This is a genomic window from Achromobacter xylosoxidans (assembly GCF_002192695.1).
GTDB classification, from domain to species: Bacteria; Pseudomonadota; Gammaproteobacteria; order Burkholderiales; family Burkholderiaceae_B; genus Achromobacter; species Achromobacter xylosoxidans_C.
This window is the reverse complement of sequence record NZ_MTLG01000063.1, coordinates 1-18,241: the sequence shown is the minus strand read 5'-3', so window position 1 is coordinate 18,241 and position 18,241 is coordinate 1. Positions and strand designations below refer to the sequence as shown.

At 68.2% G+C, this 18,241-nt stretch carries 20 protein-coding genes; 17 read left to right on the top strand and 3 right to left on the bottom strand.

Annotation, left to right across the window (positions count from 1 at the left end; all coding sequences use genetic code 11):
- Positions 1–34: 34 nt before the first annotated feature.
- Positions 35–496, bottom strand: a complete 462-nt coding sequence (locus tag BRO63_RS10610) for a GatB/YqeY domain-containing protein (protein WP_054458191.1) — start codon at positions 494–496, stop codon at positions 35–37.
- 161 nt (positions 497–657) lie between these two features.
- On the opposite strand from BRO63_RS10610, the gene hmpA reads away from it, so the two are divergent.
- The 6 genes from hmpA to BRO63_RS10580 all read left to right on the top strand — a co-directional run bounded on the left by hmpA (position 658) and on the right by BRO63_RS10580 (position 6,679).
- Positions 658–1,875, top strand: coding sequence for an NO-inducible flavohemoprotein (gene hmpA, locus BRO63_RS10605; RefSeq protein WP_088139759.1), 1,218 nt, complete (start codon positions 658–660; stop codon positions 1,873–1,875).
- Between the two features lie 61 nt (positions 1,876–1,936).
- A complete protein-coding gene (locus tag BRO63_RS10600) occupies positions 1,937–2,374 on the top strand; it encodes an Rrf2 family transcriptional regulator (RefSeq protein WP_088139758.1) in 438 nt (145 codons plus the stop codon).
- A gap of 108 nt (positions 2,375–2,482) precedes the next feature.
- On the top strand, positions 2,483–3,733 hold the full coding sequence (locus BRO63_RS10595) for a D-amino acid dehydrogenase (protein WP_088139757.1): 1,251 nt from the start codon (positions 2,483–2,485) through the stop codon (positions 3,731–3,733).
- A 155-nt stretch (positions 3,734–3,888) separates the two neighbouring features.
- Positions 3,889–4,791 (top strand): DMT family transporter, encoded by a 903-nt coding sequence (locus tag BRO63_RS10590; protein ID WP_088139756.1) that lies wholly within the window; start codon positions 3,889–3,891, stop codon positions 4,789–4,791.
- Between the two features lie 73 nt (positions 4,792–4,864).
- The gene (locus BRO63_RS10585; protein WP_088139755.1) at positions 4,865–5,824 is read left to right on the top strand and encodes a proline dehydrogenase family protein; all 960 of its coding nucleotides are present in this window, start codon (positions 4,865–4,867) and stop codon (positions 5,822–5,824) included.
- Positions 5,825–5,845: 21 nt separating this feature from the next.
- The gene (locus BRO63_RS10580) at positions 5,846–6,679 is read left to right on the top strand and encodes a helix-turn-helix transcriptional regulator (protein WP_088139754.1); all 834 of its coding nucleotides are present in this window, start codon (positions 5,846–5,848) and stop codon (positions 6,677–6,679) included.
- On the opposite strand, the gene BRO63_RS10575 is transcribed toward BRO63_RS10580, so the two are convergent.
- Complete coding sequence (locus BRO63_RS10575; RefSeq protein ID WP_088139753.1) at positions 6,598–7,269, bottom strand: flavodoxin family protein; 672 nt, start codon at positions 7,267–7,269, stop codon at positions 6,598–6,600. The two genes, BRO63_RS10580 and BRO63_RS10575, sit on opposite strands and share 82 nt — an antisense overlap.
- 129 nt (positions 7,270–7,398) lie before the next feature.
- On the opposite strand from BRO63_RS10575, the gene BRO63_RS10570 reads away from it, so the two are divergent.
- The 10 genes from BRO63_RS10570 to BRO63_RS10525 all read left to right on the top strand — a co-directional run bounded on the left by BRO63_RS10570 (position 7,399) and on the right by BRO63_RS10525 (position 16,315).
- Entirely contained in the window at positions 7,399–8,289 is an 891-nt protein-coding gene (locus BRO63_RS10570) for a LysR substrate-binding domain-containing protein (RefSeq protein ID WP_088139752.1), read from the top strand.
- Positions 8,286–9,305: an AraC family transcriptional regulator gene (locus tag BRO63_RS10565; protein WP_088139751.1), complete on the top strand. Its 1,020-nt coding sequence runs from the start codon at positions 8,286–8,288 to the stop codon at positions 9,303–9,305. The genes BRO63_RS10570 and BRO63_RS10565 overlap by 4 nt, the downstream gene beginning before the upstream one ends.
- A 146-nt stretch (positions 9,306–9,451) precedes the next feature.
- Positions 9,452–10,420, top strand: coding sequence for a Bug family tripartite tricarboxylate transporter substrate binding protein (locus BRO63_RS10560; RefSeq protein ID WP_088139750.1), 969 nt, complete (start codon positions 9,452–9,454; stop codon positions 10,418–10,420).
- 148 nt (positions 10,421–10,568) lie between these two features.
- Positions 10,569–11,624, top strand: coding sequence for a 3-keto-5-aminohexanoate cleavage protein (locus BRO63_RS10555; RefSeq protein WP_088139749.1), 1,056 nt, complete (start codon positions 10,569–10,571; stop codon positions 11,622–11,624).
- Positions 11,625–11,687: 63 nt separating this feature from the next.
- Complete coding sequence (locus BRO63_RS10550; RefSeq protein ID WP_088139748.1) at positions 11,688–12,677, top strand: Bug family tripartite tricarboxylate transporter substrate binding protein; 990 nt, start codon at positions 11,688–11,690, stop codon at positions 12,675–12,677.
- 6 nt (positions 12,678–12,683) lie between these two features.
- Entirely contained in the window at positions 12,684–13,142 is a 459-nt protein-coding gene (locus BRO63_RS10545) for a hypothetical protein (protein WP_088139747.1), read from the top strand.
- Positions 13,139–13,504, top strand: a complete 366-nt coding sequence (locus BRO63_RS10540; protein ID WP_088139746.1) for a hypothetical protein — start codon at positions 13,139–13,141, stop codon at positions 13,502–13,504. Before BRO63_RS10545 ends, BRO63_RS10540 begins: the two co-directional genes overlap by 4 nt.
- Positions 13,505–13,608: 104 nt before the next feature.
- The gene (locus BRO63_RS10535) at positions 13,609–14,514 is read left to right on the top strand and encodes a LysR family transcriptional regulator (protein WP_088139745.1); all 906 of its coding nucleotides are present in this window, start codon (positions 13,609–13,611) and stop codon (positions 14,512–14,514) included.
- A gap of 158 nt (positions 14,515–14,672) precedes the next feature.
- Positions 14,673–15,311, top strand: a complete 639-nt coding sequence (locus BRO63_RS10530) for a glutathione S-transferase family protein (RefSeq protein ID WP_088139744.1) — start codon at positions 14,673–14,675, stop codon at positions 15,309–15,311.
- Positions 15,312–15,340: 29 nt separating this feature from the next.
- On the top strand, positions 15,341–16,315 hold the full coding sequence (locus tag BRO63_RS10525; RefSeq protein ID WP_088139743.1) for a pyridoxamine 5'-phosphate oxidase family protein: 975 nt from the start codon (positions 15,341–15,343) through the stop codon (positions 16,313–16,315).
- A 1-nt stretch (position 16,316) separates the two neighbouring features.
- Here the strand turns inward: BRO63_RS10525 and BRO63_RS10520 are convergent, their stop codons facing one another.
- Complete coding sequence (locus tag BRO63_RS10520) at positions 16,317–16,772, bottom strand: winged helix-turn-helix transcriptional regulator (protein WP_059380571.1); 456 nt, start codon at positions 16,770–16,772, stop codon at positions 16,317–16,319.
- A gap of 117 nt (positions 16,773–16,889) precedes the next feature.
- Here BRO63_RS10520 and BRO63_RS10515 point away from each other — a divergent pair, with 117 nt between their 5' ends.
- Complete coding sequence (locus BRO63_RS10515; protein ID WP_088139804.1) at positions 16,890–18,113, top strand: MFS transporter; 1,224 nt, start codon at positions 16,890–16,892, stop codon at positions 18,111–18,113.
- Positions 18,114–18,241: the final 128 nt, after the last annotated feature.

Below are 18,241 nucleotides of genomic sequence, written 5' to 3'. Positions count from 1 at the left end.
TGAATGCCTGAACGGCAGCCGGGCGCGGGCTGGCTCAGGCCAGGCGGGCCTTCACTTGCTGCGACAGCGCCGTCATGTCGGCGCGGCCGGCCAAGGCCTGCTTCAGCAGCGCCATGACCTTGCCCATGGCGGGCGCGCCGGTCACGCCTTGCGCGGCGACTTCCGCCAGCGCGGCGTCGATGGCGGCCGAGACTTCCTCGGGCGTCGCGGCTTGCGGCAGGAACTCCTGCAGCACCAGCAGTTCGGCCTTTTCCTGTTCGGCGGTCTCGGTGCGGCCGGCCTGTTCGAATGCGGCGATGGACTCGCGGCGCTGCTTGACCTGCTTTTCGATGATGGCCGTGATCTCGGCGTCGTTCAGGTCGCGGCGTTCGTCCACTTCCTTCTGCTTGACGGCAGCCAGCAGGAAACGCAGCGTGGTCAGGCGTTCGGCGGCCTTGGCGCGCATCGCGTCCTTGACGGCATCGGAGAGGCGGGTCTTGAGCGTAGCAGTGCTCATGGGTAAACCTTTGTGTGGTGTTGCGGCAAACATGCAGTTTAAACCGGCTCAAGGTAGCCAGGCGCGGCAGCCAGGCGCATCGCGTTTTTCAGCAGGCATTTAAAGATGTATTATAAATGCATGTTTAATGGCGATCCCGATCGCGCCTCAAGGAGCAGTTGATGTTGAGTCCCCAAATCCGCGCCCTGGTCAAGGGCACGGCCCCCGTTCTCAAGACGCACGGCGTCGCGCTGACCAAGCATTTCTATGCCCGCATGTTCAGGCACAACCCCGAGCTCAAGCACGTCTTCAACCAGGGCCACCAGGCCGGCGGCGAACAGCAGCAGGCGCTGGCCGGCGCGGTCGCGGCCTATGCCGAGCACATCGACGATCCCTCGGTGCTGATGCCCGTGGTGACGCGCATCGTGCACAAGCACGTCAGCCTGGGCATCCGGCCCGAGCATTACCAGATCGTGGGCAAGCATCTGCTGGCCTCCATCAGCGAAGTGCTGGGCGAGGCGGCCACGGAAGAGCTGGTGGCGGCCTGGGCCGCGGCCTATGGCCAACTGGCCGATCTGCTGATCGCCGAAGAGGCTCGCCTGTACGCGGAGTCGGCCGCCAAGCCGGGCGGCTGGACCGGCTGGCGCGCATTCCGCGTGGTGGGCAAGCAGCGCGAAAGCGCCGAGATCACGTCCTTCTACCTGGCGCCGGCCGATGGCGGCGAGGTGCCTGCCTACCGGCCCGGCCAGTACGTGTCGGTGCGCGTGTTCGTGCCCGAACTGGGCCTGATGCAGCCGCGCCAGTACAGCCTGTCCGACGCGCCGGGCCAGGACCGCCTGCGCATCTCGGTCAAGCGCGAAGCGGCTGGCGCCGATACGCCGGCCGGCCGCGTCTCCAACGCCCTGCATGACCGCCTGGAAGAGGGCGGGGTGCTGGACGTGGCGCCGCCCCAGGGCGACTTCCATCTGCGCGAGGACGGCAATGCGCCGGTGGTGCTGCTGAGCGGCGGCGTGGGCCTGACGCCCATGGTCTCCATCCTGAACCATCTGGTGGGGCTGAACGACGAACGCCAGATCCGCTTCGTGCACGGCTGCCGCAACAACTCGGTCCACGCCATGCGCGACCACGTCAATGGCATCGCCGCCGAACGCGCCAATGTGCGCAAGGCGGTGTTCTACGAGGAGGTCGGCCATGGCGACCAGCCGGGCCGCGACTACGACTACGCCGGCCGGGTGGACCTGAACGCCATCCGCGACGAAGTCATCGTGCCCGGCGCGGACTACTACCTGTGTGGCCCGGCGGGCTTCATGCGCGCGCAGCGCGAAGCCTTGACCGGCCTGGGCGTGCCCGCCGACCGCATCCATGCTGAAGCCTTCGGCAGCGGCGGCGCGCCCGCCTGAGCGGTGTATCCTGGCGGCCTGAACGCTCGGGCCGCCAGCGCCCATTCCTTTCGTCCCTGCCATGCAACTGACCCGATTCACCGATTTCGGCCTGCGCGTCCTGATGTACCTGACGCAATGCCGCGACCGGTCCGCCGCCGTCACCATCCCGGAGATCGCCGACCGTTTCAGCGTGTCGCGCAATCATCTGGTGAAGGTGGTGCACTTCATGGCGCAGCAGGGTTGGGTCAGCACCTCGCGCGGCAAGGGCGGCGGGTTGCGGCTGGCGCAGGCCGCCGACCGCTACCGGCTGGGCGACCTGATCCGGCAACTGGAGCAGCAGGGGCCGCTGATCGACTGCCGCGAACCGCCCTGTGCGCTGGACGGCGCATGCCGGCTGTCCGGCGTGCTGGCGCAGACCTTGCAGGCCTTCTACGAGGCGCTCAACGGCTACACCCTGGCCGACCTGGTGCGCGACCCCACGGCCGCCGCCATCATCAGGCTGCACCGCGCCGCCTGACCCGGGGCATGATGTTTTGTTATGGACCCTGCGGAGTTTGGCATTTGCCGGACGGGCGGGGCGCGTCCCAGAATAGCGTGGTGTCCCTGTCTTTCTGGATCTAAAAGTATGCGGGTTTGCGTAATCGGCGCCGGCGTCGTGGGCGTCACGTCGGCCTATTTCCTGGCGCGCCAGGGCCATGACGTGGTGCTGGTGGATAGCCAGGCGCGTCCGGCCGAGGTCTCCAGCTACGCCAATGGCGGCCAGCTCAGTTATAGCTACGTGGCGCCTTTGGCCGGTCCCGGCGTGTTGCCCAGCGTGCCGGGCTGGCTGCTGCGCGAGGACTCCCCGTTGCGTTTCCGGCCCAGGCTGGATCCCCATCAATGGCGCTGGTGCCTGCAGTTCGCGCTGGCGTGCCGGGCCTCGGTGGCCAAGGCTTCCACGGTCCAGCTGGCAGGCCTGTCCTATCTCAGCCGGGACGTCATGCACTCCCTGCTGGAACAGGAAGACCTGGATTTCGGCCATTTGAAGAACGGCAAGCTCATCGCCTACCGCAGCGCGGCCTTGCTGGACAAGGCGCGCGCGCTGGTGGCGTACCAGGCCGACCTCGGCGCCGAGCAGCAGGTGCTGGACGCCGCGCAGACGCTGGCGCTGGAACCGGCGCTGGCCGGCATGGGCGGCAGCCTGGCAGGCGCCATCTATACCCCCAGCGAAGAGGCGGGCGACTGCCGCCAGTTCACCGAGGCGCTGTTCGACCGCCTGCAGACCATGGCCAACGTGCAATGCGCCATGTCCAATCCGGTATCCGGCCTGCAGCGCGAAGGGCGCCGCATCGTGGCGGTGAACACGCGCGATGGCGACATCGGCGCCGACGCCATCGTGCTGGCCACCGGCATCGGCACGCGCGCGCTGCTCAAGCCGCTGGGCCACGATGTGCCGCTGTATCCGCTGAAGGGCTACAGCCTGAGCGTGCCGCTGGCCGAGGACGACGATTCGGTCGCGCCGCGCATCAGCGTCACGGACTACGAACGGCGCATCGTCTACGCCCGCGTGGGCGGCGTGCTGCGGATCGCGGCCATGGTCGACATCGGCAGCGCCGATGCCGGCATCGACACGGCGCGCATCGGCCTGCTCAAGCGCCAGGTGCACGAGGCGTTTCCGGCGCTGGACCTGCAGCAGGCGGTGCCTTGGGCAGGTCTGCGTCCGGCCACCCCCACCAGCAAGCCGCTGATCGGACGCAGCCATGCCGCCGACAACCTGTGGCTCAACATCGGGCAAGGCGCGCTGGGCTTCACCCTGGCCTGCGGCAGCGCCGCGCTGTTGACGGCCCAGATGGGCGGGCTGGAGCTGCCGCTGGATCCCGCGCCGTTCCGCCCCTGATACGGGCAATGTCCATTTTGCGATAGCCGCTGCCTTTCCGTCGGCAGACGGGCCGGACCGCGCTCAATAGGATGGCGATACTCCACCGCTTGCACGGCCCCCAGGGGCGCGGCAAGCGGCCGGAGACCATCCCTCATCCTCCGAGCGCAAACATCATGTCCTACCTGTTTCCGTTGTTCGCCATCCTGTTCTGGGCGGGCAACGTCATCGTCTCCAAGATGGCCGCCAGCGCCATCTCTCCCACCGCCATCACCTTCTACCGGCTGGTGCTGGCCCTGTTTCTGATGGGCCTGTTCACGGCCGGCCCGGCCTGGCGCAACCGCAAGACCATCCTGCGCCACTGGCCCAAGCTGGCGCTGTACGGCGCCCTGTCGTCGGCGGTGTTCCAGGCGCTGTCCTACCGCGCGGCCGAAACCACCACCGCCACCAACATGGCCATCCTGACCGCGCTGATTCCCTTGCTGAGCATGCTGCTCAGCGTGGTGATCCTGCGCGATCCCCTGACCCTGGGCATGGCGGGCGGGGGCGCGCTGTCCTTCCTGGGGCTGCTGTACCTGGTGGGCCAGGGCGACATGCTGAGCGTGTTCCAGCACGGCATCCACGTCGGCGACGGCCTGATGCTGCTGGCCGCCTTGTCCTATGCGCTGTACGGGGTGCTGCTGCGCCACTGGAAGGTGCCGCTGCCGGCCTGGCAGTCGACCTTCGTGCAATCGATCTTCGCGCTGCTCTACATGCTGCCGCTGTACCTGCGCGTGCCGGCGACGCAGGCCGCGCTGGACATGAACACGGTGCCGCTGATCCTGTATGCGGGCATCTTCTCGTCGGTGCTGCTGTCCTTCCTGTGGATCGAAGGCGTGCAGCGCCTGGGGCCCAACCGCTGCAGCATCTTCATCAACCTGCTGCCGCTGTTCACCGCGCTGGCCGCTTTCGTCATGCTGCGCGAGCAACTGCATCTGTACCACCTGCTGGGCGGCGCGGTGACGCTGGCCGGCGTGCTGCTGGCGCAGACGGTGCAGCGTCCGCTGTTCGGCCGCGCCCGCGGCCTGGCGCTGGACTAGCAACGTTTCACTGGCGTTCAAGACGCGCGCCCGCCGTCCCGGCACAGTGGCTCTCTTTGCAGGGAGAGAGCCCATGAGCATGTTCCAGAGAACCGCCATCGCGCTGGCGCGCAGCCCGGGCGTGGGGCGGGCGATGCGGGCCATGGCGGCGCGCACATCGCTGGCCGCCCGCTTCGTCGGCGGCGCGGACGTCGACGCCGCGGTCCGCACGGCCGCCAGGCTGCGCGAGGCGCACGGGATCCGCGCCTCGCTTTTCTATCTGGGCGAGTACGTGGACGATCGCGACGCCATCGAGCACAACGTGGCCCAGGCGGTCGGCGCCTGCCGGGCGCTGGACCATGCCGGGCTGGACGTGCACGTGTCGGTCGATCCCACCGCCATCGGCTATATGCGCGACGACGCGCTGGGCCGGGACAATGCCCGGCGCATCGGCCTGGCGGCGCGCAGGACGGTCGGCCTGGGGCGCGACTGGATGGTGCTGGACATGGAGGATTCCTCCCTCTGCGAGCGCACCTGCGCCTTGCACCGCGAACTGCTGCAAGCCGGCATACCGGCAGGCCTGACCCTGCAGGCGCAGCGGCGCCGCACGCCGCTGGACCTGGTCTGGGCGATCCGCCAGCGCACTTCGCTGCGGCTGGTCAAAGGCGCGTTTCCGGAGCGCGCGCTGGACCACGCCGGCCGCGCGCGCATCGACCAGGCCTATCTGGACGCCGCCGCCATCATGCTGTCGCGCGAGGCGCTGGAGTCCGGCTTCCAGCCCGTCTTCGGCACCCATGACGACCGTCTGGCCGGCGCCATCCTGGAGCTGGCGCGGGAGCGCGGCTGGCCGCCAGAAGCCTTTGAATTCGAGATGCTCTATGGCGTGCGTCCGGACTGGCAGCTCGCGCTGCGCCGTTTGGGCTATAACGTCAGGGTCTATCTGCCCTTTGGCGGCGACTGGTGGCCCTACGCCGTGCGCCGCGTGGGCGAGAATCCCCGCAACGCATGGCTGCTGGCCCGCACGCTGACCTCGGACCAGAGCTACTTCGGCTAGGCGCCCGACGCAAACGTATCCATGGCGGTTTCCCAACACATCTGGCATTGCGGCGCCGGCCTGCCCGGCGACGTGCTGATCGCGGACCTGCGCGCCTACAGCTATGCGCCGCATTTCCACGACGCCTGGTCCATCGGCGCCATCGCGCAGGGCCGCTGCGCCTTCACCGTGCATGGCGAACCTCAGGCCGCGGGCGAGGGCGATCTGGTGGTGATCGCGCCCGGCCAGGTCCATACCGGCGGCACCTCGGATGCGCCGCTGGCGTACCGCATGGCCTATATCGATCCGGCCTGGTTCAGGAACCACGAACTCGCGCTGTACGCGGGCGGCGCCGCGCTGGCGGGGCCCGTCATCCGCGATGCCGCGCTATGCCAGGCGTGGCTGGACGCGCTCACGCCAGATCCCATCGCCGACCCCGAGCGCCGCGAGCGCATCTCTGCCGCGCTGTTCGGTCTGCTGGCGGCGCATGCTCAGGCCAGCCCCGCAGCGGCCGACGACGAGCCCGATGTCTGCGCGCTGCTGCGCGCGCGCATGGCCTTGGACCCGGCCTGCGCGCCGGACCTGGAGGCCCTGGCGCTGGCGCAGAACCGCCATCGCACCACGCTGGTCAAGCAGTTCGCCCGGCGCTACGGCCTGCCTCCGCTGGCCTGGCTGCGCAACTGGCGGGTGGCGCGCGCCAGGCTGCTGCTGCGCGATGGCCTGGCGCTGGCCGACGCCGCGCATGCGGTGGGCTTCGCCGACCAGGCCCATCTGACCCGCGTGTTCAAGCAGGTCTACGGCAGCACGCCCGGCGTGCTGCGCAAGGCGGGCGAGGGCTCCCAGACATTGCGGGCACGCGGCGTCTCGACCCGGTAATCCGAGTACTTGCTGGTGAAGAACGCCGCGCCGAGTTCCTCCGCCGCCCGCAGCGGACGGCGCGGATCGGCCGCGATCTCGCCGCGCAGGTTGCCCGCGCCGTGCACGTAGCCGACGAAGTCCGAATGGGTGTAGCGCGCGTATTCCTGGATCTGGTGCACGATGCCCAGCGCCGCGCCCGGGTAGGTTTCCTCGGATGCCACCGCCAGGCCCAGGCGCTTGCCGATCATGCGCTGCTTGACCCGTTCCGGTTCGGGGCCTTGGCCGGCATAGTGGCTGAACGATCGGTCGAAGAATGCCTTGGTCTGCGCCGACATGCCGTACCAGTAGATCGGAGTGCAGATCAGCACGCCGTCGGCCGGCAGGAAGTGCTCCAGGAACAGTTCTGCGTACCGGTCGGTCGGCGGGGGCGAGCGCCGCAGGTCGGGCAGGAAGGACTCGATGTAGTCGTCCAGGAACAGCAGCGTGGCCTGGATGCCCGCCGCCTCGGCTCCGCGCAGCGCGGCCGCGCCCAGGGCCGCGCTGTTGCCGTCGCGCCGCGGGCTGCCGACCAGGATCAGCAAGCGCTTGGTGGGATGATCTGAATTCATGTTTGATTCCTTTTTTGGACATGGATGCTTCCATGCATGAGAGAAAATTTAGTATCCACGCTAGGTGGGCGACAAATGATGAATCCTTGAGTAAGATGAATTGATTTCATCCATTTGGACTCGCATTCCATGTTCGCCACGCTGCCCGTGACCGCGCTGCGCACCTTCGAGGCAGCCGCCAGATTGCTCAGCTTCAAGCTGGCCGCGGCCGAGCTGGCCGTGACGGCCACGGCCGTGTCCCATCAGGTCAAGGCGCTGGAGCGGCATGTGGGCTACGCGCTCTTCGAACGCGTGCCGCGCGGCGTGCGCCTGACCGAGAAAGGGGCGCGCCTTTTTGCTGGCGTGCATGGCGCCTTGCTCGATGTGGCGCAGACCCTGGACGCCTTGCGCGCCGCGCCGGCCTCGGGCGCGCTGACCCTGTCCACCACGCATTCGTTCGCGGCGTTGTGGCTGGTGCCGCGGCTGGGGCGTTTCTACACGGCCTTTCCGCAATACCAGCTGAACCTGAACACCAGTCCGGAACCCGTGGACCTGCTGCGCGATGCCAGCGTGGACCTGGCCATCCGCTACAGCCGGGCGCGTTGGCCCGGGCTGCACGCCGCCTGCTCCTTGCAGGAATGGTTCGGCGTCTATGGCGCGCCGTCGCTGGCCGCCCGGCCGGGCAGGCGCGCGCCGTCGCTGGTGACCGTGCGCTGGCGCGATTCGCAGCTGTACGAGCAGGGCTGGCAGGACTGGTGCGAGGCAGCGGGTTTGCCGTCCTGGCGCAAGCCGGCGGCGGTGCATGCCTACGAGGAAGAACACTATGCCCTGCAGGCCGCCATCGCCGGCCAGGGCCTGGTGCTGGCCAGTTCCGTGATGGTGTCGGACAGCGTGGCGGCGGGCACCCTGGTGCCATACCGGCCGGACGTGAGAGTGGCGGGGGCGGCCTACACCGCGCTGTGCGCGCCGGGCCGCGAACGCCATCCGCCGGTCAAGGCTTTCCTGGGCTGGCTGCGCAGTGAATTCGAGGCCCAGGCATGAGGCAGATCTCCCAACTGATGCGCAGCGGCAGCTTGAACGGCTACGTCGAGCTGGTCGAGTCGCTGGGCCGGGACCCCCATGCCTTCATGCGCAGCGTGGGGCTGCAGGCACAGTTCCTGCAAGACCCGGAAATGTTGATTCCGCGCGACGCGGCGCGCGAGTTGTTGGAAATCACCGCGCGCGCGACGCGCATCGAGGACTTTGCGCTGCGCCTGGCCGCGCGGCGCAAGCTGTCGGCGCTGGGGCCCATCAGCCTGGTGTTGCGCGAAGAACCCACGCCCAGGCACGCGCTCGATACCTTGTGCAGATACCTGAAACTGGTGAACGCCTCGCTCATCATCCGCGTCGAAGACGCGGGCGGCCTGGTGATCATCCGCGAAGACTTGCTGCCCACCCCTGGACTGCAGATGCGGCAGTCGGTCGAGCTGGCGGTGGGCACCATGTTCTGCATATTGACCGAGCTGATCGGACAGCAGTGGCTGCCCCTGGAGGTCTGTTTCACGCACCGGCCGCCCAAGGACGTTGCCGCGCATCGCGCCTTCTTCAGGCGCAACGTCAAATTCAACCAGGAGTTCAACGGCCTGGTCTGTTCGGCCGCGGACCTTGCCAGGCCGCGCGAGCAGGGCGATCAGGTGGCCGCGGACCTGGCCAGGAAGTACCTGGAAGCGGCCATGACCGGCCGCGGCGAAAGCGCGCAGGAGACGTGTCGCCGCATCATCCTGGCGCTGCTGCCCGGCGGAGCTTGCTCGGCGCCGGAGGTAGCGCGCTTTCTGCACGTCGACCGCCGCACGTTGCATCGTCGCCTCGAAGCGGAAGGCCTGACGTTCAGCCGCGTGCTGGACGAGGTGCGCATGGACCTGGTCAAGCACCATTTGCGCGAGAGCGATCTGCCGCTGGGCGAGGTGGCGGAACTGCTGGGCTTTTCCAGGCCCAGCAGCTTCAGCCATTGGTTCCACGGCCAGTTTGGATGCAGCCCGTCTCAGTGGAGCAAGCAGGCCGCCACGGAAGCGTCGTAGGCGCTGTCCCAAATTAGCAAATTTGTGTCCCAAAAAAGCAAGTCAATACATGCGGTGCGGCGGATACTTGCAGCCATAGATCAGACATTGCGCCTTCCATGAACGGAAACCGGCGCCTCAGTCCGACAATGAGCTAGGAGACAAACATGAAACTGCAGCAATTCGCGCGCACGGCCCTGGCGCTGGCCGGATGTTCGCTGGCCTTCAGCGTCTGGGCTTCGGGCGAAAAACCCTTGCGGGTCATCGTCCCGGGGCCGGCGGGCGGCACCGTGGACATCGCCGCCCGGGTGATCGGGCAGCAGGTCTCGGCGGACACCGGCCGGCCTGTCATCATCGAGAACCGGCCCGGCGCGACCGGATCGATCGGACTCAGCGCCATGCTGAAGGCCGACCCCGACGGCAATACGATTGCGCTGGGACCGAGCAATATGCTGGTCGAAGCGCCGCAGGTGATGAAGGTGCCTTACGACCCGCTCAAGGACATCGTGACCATCGCCCGGGTCGCATACACCAGCTACGCGCTGGTCAGCGCTGCGGACTACCCAGCCAAGGATTTCCAGAGCCTGGTCGCGCATTTGAAGGAACGCAAGGGCAAGTCGTCCTTCGCCAGTTACGGCACCGGCACGGTGTCGCAGTATTCGGGCCTGATCTTCAGCAGCCAGGCCGGGCTGGACATGCAGCACGTGGCCTATACGGGCTCGCCGCAGGCGCTTCAGGATGTCATCGGCGGCCAGGTCGACATCATGTTCGACGGCATGGTGACGTCCTTGCCCCTGATCAAGAGCGGCCGGCTGCGCCCCTACGCGGTCGCCGGGAAAAACCGGTACAGGGATCTGCCCGACGTGCCGACGATGACCGAACTTGGCTATGCGGAGATCCAGTTCCAGGGCCAGGTGTGCTTCTACGGATCAAGCAAGCTGCCGCCCGATGTCCTGGCCAGGCTCCAGGCCGTCATCAGCAAGGCGGCGGCCGTGCCGGCGGTGCAGCAGAAATTGTCGGACGTCGGGTTGGAGCCCGACGTGAACACCGACACCGCCGCGCTGCTGGCCGAAAACCGGCAGACCTCGCAGCGCAACGCCGCCATCGTCAAGAAGTTCGACATCCGGGCCAACTGACCCGTCTTCCCCTTGCTTTCAGCGCCGCGCCCCGGGGGCGGCCGGCTTGTGCCGGCACGCCCGTGGGCAGCGCGCGCCGGTATCCCTGCGCCGGTTTCACGCCGCGCAACTCATGCAGTTTTCACTCACCCAGTCGGAGAACCCCGCCATGAACTTTCTAGACGGCCACCTGTATCCCGAAAACCAGCAGCCGCTGATCATCACCGCCGCGCCTTATGCGCCAGGCTGGATACCCTCGGACTTCCCGGAGGACATCCCGGTGTCCATGGAAGACCAGATCCAGAAGGCGGTGGATTGCTATGAGGCCGGCGCCACGGTGCTGCATCTGCACGTGCGCGAGGCCGACGGCAAGGGCAGCAAGCGCTTGTCGAAGTTCAACGAACTGATCGCCGGGGTGCGCGAGGCCGTGCCCGAGATGATCATCCAGGTGGGCGGCTCCATCAGCTTCGCGCCGGAGGAAGGGCAGGCCGCCAAATGGCTGAGCGACGACACCCGCCACATGTTGGCCGAACTTACGCCCACGCCCGATCAGGTGACGGTCACCGTCAACACCTCGCAGATGAACGTCACCGAGCATGCCGGGGAAGACGACTTCCGGGGCGTGTCCCGCGGTTTTCCCCACCTGTATTCCACCTACAAGGACATGGTCGTGCCGGCGAATCCCAGCTGGGTCGAGGAGCACATCCGGCGCCTGACGGCAGCCGGCATCCAGAGCGAGTTCCAGTGCTACAACATCAACAGCTTCGAAACCATAGAGCGGATGATCCGCCGCGGCGTCTACAAGGGGCCGCTGGTGATGAACTGGGTGGCCATCAGCGGCGGCATGGATCAGGCCAACATCTACAACCTGGCCAATATGCTGCGCGCAGTGCCGGACGGCGCCGTGGTCACGGTGGAAAGCTCCGTCCTCAACGTGCTGCCCATCAACATGATAGGCATCGCTCTGGGCTTGCACGTACGCTGCGGCATCGAGGACGTGCTCTGGAACCAGACCCGCACAGGCAAGATGAGCTCGGTCGAACAGATCAAGCAGCTGGTGCGTATTGCGGGCGAATTCGGCCGTCCGATCGCGACTGCGCAGCAGGCGCGCGAGATCATGAAGATCGGCGTGTTCTACGAAACGGCGGATGAGACGCTGCAGGCCAACGGCTTCGCGCCCAACCGCAACGGCGGCAACCAGGGTTTCCTGCGCAAGCCCGCCTGACGCCTCCGCGGCGCGGCCGCCTGCCCGGCGGCCCGCATCCGCACAACGTTCCAGGATGACAACATGACGATCTCATTGACCCGTAGGGAACTCTTGCTGGGCGCGGCCGCGTCCCTGGCGAGCCGTCTGGCGTTTGCGCAGGGAGGCGGCGGATGGCCGGCGCGGCCCGTCAAGGTGATCGTGCCGGGCGGCGCGGGCGGCGTGCTGGACACGCTGGCCCGGCAGCTCTATGCGCGGCTGAACGACACGCTGGGCCAGCCCTTCGTCATCGAGAACCGCCCGGGCGCGAACGGCTTGATCGGCTCGTCCGCGGTCAAGAACGCCGCGCCCGATGGCTACACCATCCTGCACAGCACGGCTTCGTCGATGGTGATGGCCGAAGCGCTCAATCCAGCCTTGCCGGTCCAGACGCTGCGGGACCTGGAGCCCGTGGCGCTCTCGTCCGTGGGCGGCGTGCTGCTGGTGGCGCATGCCTCGGTGCCGGCGAGAACGCTGCCCGAATTGGTGGAGCTGCTGCGCCGTGAACCCGGCAAGTACCAGTCCTACGGCAGTTGGGGCATAGGATCCAACGGCCACCTGACCATGGAGTGGATCAAGCAGCGCGCGGGGTTGAGCATCAACCACGTCCCCTACAAGACCACGCCCGCGCTGCTGGCGAACATCGTGTCGGGCGAGATTCCGGTGGGCTGGGTCGACGTGGTGTCGCCGCTGGGCTTCATCGAGCAGGGCAAGCTGCGCGGCATCGCGCTGACGGGCACCGTGCGCAGCCCCAGGCTGCCGGACGTGCAAGTGTTGTCGGAGCAAGGCTATCCCTTCACCGCCGCGGGCTGGCAAGGCGTGTTTGCGCCCCGCAACACGCCGCTCGATGTGCTGGAGCGCCTGCATGCGGCCATCAACCACGAGCTGGAACAGCCGGCGTTCCTGGAGGCGCTGCGCCAGGCGAACGTGCCGCCATCCGCTGCCGTCAGCCGCCAGGCGTTCGCCCAGACCATCACGCAAGACCTGGCTGCCTGGCGCAAGGTCGTGGTGGACGGAAACATCAAGGCCGAGTGAAGCGCCATGCAGATATCCTCCCACGCGGAAAAGATAGCCCGCCTGCTGCGGCTGCGCGAACGGCTCGACCCCTTGCGCGACTTCGAACTCTGGTACTGGACCTGTCTTACCGCGGGTACCAACATCTGGAACGCCACGTTGCACGCCGCCGGCCTGACCAGCGAGGACCGCGCCTTTTCCACCATTCCCGGCGTGCATGTGGTGCCGCAGGCGGATGGCGGTTGGCGCCGGGAACTGCGCGGCCCGGGTGACGTGAGCCATGTGGGCTGGCCCGCCATTCCCGGCGACATGCCGCAACCTGTCCAGCATCTGGAGGCCGCCTTGCACGCGTTGGAAGCGCATCGCGATCCGTGCCTGCGCGGCGACCGCAAGCCGACCCAGGCCATCGTCGACGATTGCCAGCGCGCGATGTCGCAGGCCATCTCCGTCTACGAAGCCCAGGTCCGTCCGGAGACCCGCCCATGATCCCGGAACTCCATCGCGACAAGGCGCAACGCATCGAAGCCTCGCTGGCCAGACTGGGCGACGAGGACTGGGAGATCCGGATCGAGGCGGCGATGCTGGCCGGCACGCACTGGGTCAACTTCGCCCTGCACCGGGCGGGCGTCAGCGAGACGTCCGAGGACATGGTGCACGCTTCCATGTGCATGGTCAGCGTCCTGCGCAAGTACCGGTTGGCGGCGCCCGAACTGATCGAGGCGTTGGAGGAAATCGAGGAGCTTCGTCCGCTGTACGTGCGCGGCGACATGGACGGCGCGGCGCGGGCGGCGCATCGCGCGCTTGCGCTACTGGCTTTCATCGGGGAGCGCGCGCGCAGGCTGGCCTGAGCCCGCGGCCTTGCACGCTTGCGCGCAAGGCCGGGGAGAGGATTGACGCGCCCCTGCGCGCGCTTCTACTCTCTTTCCGAAAATCAGCGCGGAGGCCGCAAGGCGTGAATCGATTCCATGAAATGAGCGTGTTCCTGGCGGTGGCCGAGGCGCAGAGTTTCGCCGCGGCCGCGCGCCGGCTGGAGATGTCGGCGCCTACCGTCACGCGCAGCGTGTCGGCGCTGGAGCGGCGGCTGGGGGCCTTGCTGCTGGTGCGCACCACGCGCAGCCTGCGCCTGACCGAGGCCGGCCAGCGCTACGCTGACGACTGCCGCCGCATCCTCGACGAAGTGGAGCAGGCCGACGATGCCGTGGCCGGTGCGATGGCCGCGCCGCGCGGCGCGCTCAGCATCACGGCTCCGGCGTTTTTCGGCGAGTTGCACGTGATGCCCGCCGTGCTGGCCTATCTGCGCGCGCACCGCGAAGTCTCGGTGCGCACGCTGCTGGTGGACCGCGTGGTGAACCTGCTGGACGAGCGCGTGGACGTCGCGGTGCGCATCGGCGCCTTGCCGGATTCGACGTTGACGGCGGTGCCGGTGGGGCAGGTGCGGCGCGTGGTCTGCGCCGCGCCCGCCTTCCTGCGCGAACATGGCGCGCCACAGGATCTGGAGTCCCTGCCGCGCTTTTGCACCGTCACCGCCGCCATGGAGGGCCGCACGCCGCAATGGCGCTTCCAGCAGGACGGCCAGCCACGGAGCCTGCGCGTCGATTCGCAGCTGACGGTCACGTCCTTCCAGGCCGCGGTGCTGGCGGCCTGCGAGGGCTGGGGGCTGACGCAGGTGGTGTCCTACCAGGTGGCGCGGCACCTGGCCAGCGGCGCCCTGGAGGTGGTGCTGCGGGACTTCGAACTGCCGCCGCTGCCGGTGCACCTGGTGTACCCGGAAGGCCGCAAGAGTTCAGCCAAGGTGCGCAGCTTCGTCGAATTCTGCGTCGAGGCGCTGCGGCGCGATCTGGCGACGCTGCCGGCGTAGCGGCCGTTCCGCGGACGCACACGCAAGCAGGCATTGAAGGGACAGGGCGGCCGCCGTCTTTCTTTCATCCGCTGCAAGAGTGTCTTGCGGGCGCTGGCCGTTCACGCGCGGCCGGCGCCGGCCCAAGATGGAGCCTGTATCCGACTTGGAGCCCGCTCATGCAAACCGCCCAGACCCCTGCGCTGACCTTCTACAGCTTTCCCCTGTCCGGCCACGCCCATCGCGTCGCCCTGATGCTGTCCCTGCTGGATGTGCCGCACCGCAAGGTCGACGTGGACCTGCGCGGCGGCGAGCAGAAGCGCCCGCCGTTCCTGGGGCTGAATGCCTTCGGCCAGGTGCCTGTCATCGATGATGGCGGCGTGGTGGTCGCGGATTCGACCGCCATTCTGGTTTACCTGGCCAAGCGCTACGGCGGCCAGGCCTGGCTGCCGGACGATCCCGCCGGCGCTGCGGCGGTGCAGCGCTGGCTATCGGTGGCATCCGGCCCGCTGGTGCAGGGTCCGAACGCGGCGCGTCTGGTGACGCTGTTCGGCGCGCCTTACGACGTGGACAGCACACTGGCCCGCGCCCATGCCTTGCTCAAGGTCATGGACGGCGAACTGGCCGGGCGCGATTTCCTGGCGGGCGCGGCGCCCACCATCGCGGACGTGGCCTGCTATGCCTATGTGGCGCATGCGCCCGAAGGCAATGTGTCGCTGGATGCCTATCCGCACGTGCGCGGCTGGCTGGGCCGCATCGAAAGCCTGCCGCGCTTCGTGGCCATGCCCCGGTCGCCCGTGGGCCTGCAGGCCGCCTGAGGGCGGGCGCCGCGCGCAAGGAGCACGCCATGTCCAACGCAGAACCCCTCACTGTCCCGCCGTCGCCCTGGCACGCGGGCGAACGCCTGCTGCAACAGCACGTGGGTATCGCCGAGCGCATGGCCGTGACCGGACCCAAAGTCATCCGTGACTACATGCCGGACCAGCACCGTATTTTTTTCCAGCAGCTGCCCTTCCTGGTCGCCGGCGCGGTGGACGGGCAGGGCGATCCCTGGGCCGGCGTGCTGGAAGGCCTGCCCGGCTTCGTGTCCTCGCCCGACCCGCGCAGCCTGCGCGTGTCCGCCGTGCCGGATGCGGACGATCCGCTGCTGGCCGGACTGGGGCCGGACCGGCCGCTGGGCCTGCTGGGCATCGAGCTGCACACGCGCCGGCGCAATCGCGCCAACGGCCGCATCGCCGCCTGGGATGGCAAGCGCTTCGAGGTGGCGGTGACGCAGTCCTTCGGCAATTGCCCGCAATACATCCAGATGCGGGAATTCCAGTTCTCGCGTGCGCCTACGCTGCGCTTTCCGGCCGCGCCGAATGAGCGCGGCGGGCTGGACGAGGCGGCGCGGGCGCTGATCGCCCGGTCCGATACATTCTTCGTGGCGACCTACGCGGACGAGGGCGGCCGCAAGGTCGACGTCTCGCATCGTGGCGGCAAGCCGGGCTTCGTGCGGGTGGACGGCGACGTGCTGACGATTCCCGACTTTTCCGGCAACCGCTTCTTCAACACCCTGGGCAACATGGTGCTCAACGCGCGCGCCGGACTACTGTTCATCGACTTCGAGCGCGGCGACGTGCTGCAGCTGACGGGCGCCGCTGAAATCATCCTGGACAGCCCGGAGATCGCGCAGTTCGACGGCGCCGAGCGGCTGTGGCGGGTGCATGTGCGGCGCGTGGTCCGCCGGCCTGGCGCGTTGGCCTTGCGCTGGCGCTTCGATTCGTACTCGCCCACCGCGCTGGCGACCGGGCAGTGGCCGCCCCGGCCGGCGGCTGCCTAGCCTAGCCCGCCAGGGCGGTTTTCTGCACCACGGCGTCGTCCGGCCCCAGCAGGCGGCCGTCCTGCGCGCGGATTTCCAGCTTGCGCACGGGCTGGCCGCGCTTGCGGTCGATCAGCGTCGAATGGGGTTCGGCGGGGCCGTAATAGTGCTCTTCGCCCCATTGGCGCAAGCCCACGATCACCGGAAAGAGCGCCCGGCCCTTGTCCGTCAGCACGTATTCCTGGTAGGCGCTGCCGTCCGAGGCCGGCGCCACTTCCAGGATGCCGTGCGCGACCAGCGTGCGCAGCCGGTCGCTGAGGATGTTCTTGGCCACGCCCAGGCTTTTCTGCAATTCGCCGAAACGCCGCAGTCCGTCGAAGGCGTCGCGCACGATCAAGAGCGACCACCAGTCGCCGATCGCGTCCAGGGAGCGCGCCACCGGGCAGGCGGCGCCTTCGAGACTAGTGCGTTTGACCATATCGGATCCTTGCTGAGGGAAAGGCGGTGATGGCTGGCGTATCGAAATTTCGGTTGCATTATAAAACCTTGAAAACTACTATTCTGGTTTTATAAAGCAACCAAAATGGAGCAAGAGATGTCAGCCCGACCAGAACCCGCCGATTCCGCACCCCCAGGCCCGATGCCCAGATCCCTGGTCATGCTGCTGGCGGTGGCCTGCGCCCTGAGCGTGGCGAATGTGTATTACGCCCAGCCCCTGCTGGACGCCATAGGCCGCGAGTTCGGCATCGCCGAAGGCGCGGTGGGCATCGTGGTCACGGCCACGCAATTGGGCTGCGCGCTGGCGCTGCTGTTCGTGGTGCCCCTGGGCGACCTGCTGGACCGTCGCCGCCTGATGCTGGGGCAGTTGGCGCTGCTGGTGCTGTCCTTGGCGGCCGTGGCGCTGTCGGCCGGCACGCCCTGGCTGTTGATGGGCATAGTGGCGCTGGGTCTCTTGGGAACGGCCATGACGCAGGGCCTGCTGGCCTTGTCCGCGGCGCTGGCCGCGCCGGGCGAGCGCGGCCGGGTGGTCGGCGCCGCGCAAGGCGGGGTGGTGATCGGCCTGCTGCTGGCGCGCACGCTGGCCGGGGCCGTGGCGGACCTGTGGGGCTGGCGCGCGGTCTACATCGTGTCCGCTGCGCTGGCCGCCGTGCTGGCGGTGGTGCTGGCGCGGCGTCTGCCGCAACGCCGGCTGCCGGCGGTGAACTTGAGCTATTGGGCCTTGCTGCGCTCTCTGTACGGGTTGCTGGCCACCGAGCGCGTGCTGCGCGTGCGCGGCATGATCGCGCTGTTGATGTTCGCCGCCTTCAGCGCCTTCTGGACCGCGCTGGTGCTGCCCTTGAGCGCGCCGCCGCATTCGCTGACGCATAGCGCGGTGGGCGCGTTCGGACTGGTGGGCGTGGCGGGCGTGCTGATGGCCGCGCGCGCCGGACGGCTGGCCGACAGCGGGCAGGGCGAGCGGACCACGGCCGTGGGTCTGGCGTTGCTATGCCTGGCCTGGGTGCCGATTGCCTTTCTGGAGCAAAGCCTGTGGCTGCTGGCGTTGGGCGTGCTGGTCCTGGACATCGCCCTGCAGGCGCTGCACGTGACGAACCAGACCATGATCTTCAGCGTGAATCCGCAGGCGCATAGTCGATTGGTCGGCGGCTACATGATGTTCTACGCGGTGGGGAGCGGGTTGGGGTCTATCGCTTCGACGGTGGTTTATGCTCAGGCGGGCTGGCTGGGGGTGTGCTTGTTGGGGGCGGGTATCAGTGTTGTGGCGCTGGCGTTCTGGGCGGTGACGTTGCCGCGTGGTGAGCGTTTGGCCGTTGGTTCTTAGGATGCTCGTCGTGGGGTTCTTTAGACGCCAGTCGCGTCGGGGGCTCGCGATGCGCGGGGCTGCGATTGCGGTCCGGAGCGTTCGCTCCGGACTGCCCCATCGTCATCCTCGTCCTCGCCTTCGGCGAC